The sequence below is a fragment of the Proluteimonas luteida genome (assembly GCF_021191695.1).
Lineage (GTDB): Bacteria > Pseudomonadota > Gammaproteobacteria > Xanthomonadales > Xanthomonadaceae > Luteimonas > Luteimonas luteida.
This window is the reverse complement of sequence record NZ_JAIWPT010000039.1, coordinates 1-2,673: the sequence shown is the minus strand read 5'-3', so window position 1 is coordinate 2,673 and position 2,673 is coordinate 1. Positions and strand designations below refer to the sequence as shown.

The 2,673-nt window shown below is 70.5% G+C and carries 3 protein-coding genes; all 3 read right to left on the bottom strand.

Annotation, left to right across the window (positions count from 1 at the left end; translation table 11 throughout):
- Positions 1 to 250: 250 nt before the first annotated feature.
- On the bottom strand, positions 251 to 1,144 hold the full coding sequence (locus LDO26_RS18045) for a DMT family transporter (RefSeq protein WP_232132478.1): 894 nt from the start codon (positions 1,142 to 1,144) through the stop codon (positions 251 to 253).
- Between the two features lie 79 nt (positions 1,145 to 1,223).
- Positions 1,224 to 1,709 carry an Mpo1 family 2-hydroxy fatty acid dioxygenase gene (locus LDO26_RS18040; RefSeq protein WP_232132477.1) on the bottom strand — a complete coding sequence of 162 codons (486 nt, stop codon included), beginning with the start codon at positions 1,707 to 1,709 and terminating at the stop codon, positions 1,224 to 1,226.
- Between the two features lie 154 nt (positions 1,710 to 1,863).
- On the bottom strand, positions 1,864 to 2,673 hold an 810-nt coding region (locus tag LDO26_RS18035), incomplete at its 5' end, for a phosphoribosylaminoimidazolesuccinocarboxamide synthase (protein ID WP_232132476.1).

Sequence of the window (2,673 nt, the reverse complement as noted above, 5' to 3'; positions counted from 1 at the left end):
CGGGAGAGGGGGGGACCATCCGCGGCGCGGATGGTGGGGCGAGGGCGCGGGCGGACAGGCCCTCATCCGGCGCTTCGCGCTACCTTCTCCCGGAGGGAGAAGGGCCTGGGTTTTCGCGGCGCTGCGGCGGAACAGGTCTTGGCGCTTCCCGTGCACGCGAGAGAGGGAAGCCGTCCGCGGAGCGGACGGAGGGTGAGGGTCAGGCAGGCGGCAGTGCAGCGTGGCGAGGATGAAAGCGGGCGGCAGCCCGTCACGGCCCGGCCATCGGCTCCTCGACCAGTTGCCGCGACCTGGCCAGCGCGCGCAGTGCGATCGCCAGCACGCCGCCAAGCACCATCGCGCCGCCGACGTACAGCCGCGGCCCCGGGCGGTCGCCCCAGAACGCGATGCCCAGCGCGACCGCGAACACGGGCACCAGCAGCAGCCACGGCGTGACCTGGGCGACCGGATAGCGGCGCATCAGCACGTAGTACATGCCGTGGCCAAACAGCGACGACACGAAGGCGGCGTAGGCGGCGCCGCCCCAGCCGGCCCAGCCCGCATCGGGCAGGCGGGCGATCGCGCCGGGCTCGAACAGCAGGCTGAGCGCCAGCAGCGGCAGCAGGCTCAGCACCGCGGTCCAGCCCTGCATGTTCCACACGTCCACGCCGCGCAGCGGTTTCATCAGCACCGTGCCGATCGCCAGCATCAGCGCCGAGGCCAGCATCGTCAGCAGTGCGGCAGGCCGGGCCAGCACGGTCGGGTCGAAGCCCAGCACCAGCACGCCGCCGAAGCTCACCGCGATCGCCAGCCCGGTGCGCCAGGCGAAGCGCTCGCCCAGCACCAGCCAGGCCAGGATCGCGGTCATCGGGATGTAGACCTGCATGACGATCGCCGGCGACGACAGGTCGTTCGACAGCCGCAGCGCCAGGAAGCTCAGGCCGAAGTGCAGCACGCCGATGCACAGGCAGACCGCGATCAGCCGCGGCCACTGGCCCGGGGCCGGCGGGCGCAGCAGCCACAGCAGCGGCAGCGCCAGCATCGCGAAGCGCACCGCGGTGAACAGGAATGGCGGGATCTCGCGCAGCGCGTATGCGGAGACGAGGAAATTCAGCGCCCAGGCGAGGCAGACGACGAGGACGAGCAGCAGATCTCGGGGCGACACGGCGGGACCCGGCAGCGGGCGTGCAAGCATCGCATGCGTGCGCGGCTTCGCCGTGTGCCGGAACGCCCGGTTGCGCGACCTACCAGCGCCAGCCGAGCCTGCGGTACAGCTTCGACAGCACCCAGGCCGGGCCGATCAGCAGGTACACCAGGTCGGTCAGGAAGCTCGGCTTCCTGCCCTCGACCTTGTGGCCGAGGAACTGCGCGATCCACGCCACCACGAACACCGCGATCGCCAGCCACAGCAACACCTGCGTGCCCAGCGCGCGCTGCAGCCACCAGGTCAGCGCGGCCATCGCCACGAACACCGCCAGCATGCCCAGTCCCAGCGGACGCGAGGCGCGGTAGTAGAACAGCCACGCGCCGAACATCGCCAAGCCGGCCCAGATGCCGGGCTTGAACGGGCCCGGCGGGATGCACCACAGCAGCGCGATCACCGTCCACAGGATCGCCGGCACGGCGAACACGTGGACCCGCTGGTTGGTGGCGTTGCGGTGGTCGTCGGAATAGCTGGCGAACCAGCGGTCGATCGGACGCGCAGAGGCGCCTTCGTGTGCCACGTCCATCCCTCCCTCCCGAGGTCGATGTGCCCAGTGACGGAGGATAGGCGCATAAACCGGTTCTGTACCGATTTATTGGGGGGGGCACGCGGCCGGCGTGCGTGGCGTCCGGGTTCAGGAGGCGTCGGGGGCGTGGCCCCGACCTACGGTTCTTCCCGAATCAGTCGACCACGATGCCCGCCAGCTTCTGCAGCGCCTCGGCATAGCGCGCGCGGGTACGGGCGATGACCTCGGCCGGCAGGTGCGGGCCGGGCGCGGTCTTGTCCCAGTCGAGCGTCTCCAGATAATCGCGCACGATCTGCTTGTCGTAGCTCGGCGGGCTGCTGCCGACCTCGTAGGCGTCGGCGGGCCAGTAGCGCGAGGAATCCGGAGTCAGCATCTCGTCCATCACGTACAGGCGGCCATCGCTGTCGGTGCCGAACTCGAACTTGGTGTCGGCCAGGATGATGCCGCGCTCGGCCGCGTATGCGGCGGCGAAGCCGTACAGGCGCAGGGTGGCATCGCGGACCTGCTCGGCGAGGTCGGCGCCGATGCTGCGCACCATGGTGTCGAAATCGATGTTCTCGTCGTGGTCGCCGACCGCCGCCTTGGTCGACGGAGTGAAGATCGGCTGCGGCAGCTGCTCGGCCTGGCGCAGGCCGCCGGGCAGGGCGATGCCGCTGACCCGGCCGGTGCGCTGGTAGTCCTTCCAGCCGCTGCCGATCAGGTAGCCGCGGGCGATCGCCTCGACCGGCACCGGACGCAGTTTCTTCGTCACCACCGCGCGCTGGGCATACAGCGCCGGGTCGACGCCGTCCGGCAGCACGTCGGCGACCGCGATGCCGGTCAGGTGGTTGGGCATCAGCGCCGCGGTCTTCTCGAACCAGAAGTTGCTGATCTGGCACAGCATCTCGCCCTTGCCGGGAATCGGGTCGGGCAGCACGACGTCGAACGCGCTCAGGCGGTCGGTGGCGACGATCAGCAGGTGGTC

Bases quoted from the DNA above. Each gene is read 5' to 3' on its own strand.
- LDO26_RS18040 (WP_232132477.1), bottom strand. From the start codon at position 1,709: ATGGACGTGGCACACGAAGGCGCCTCTGCGCGTCCGATCGACCGCTGG.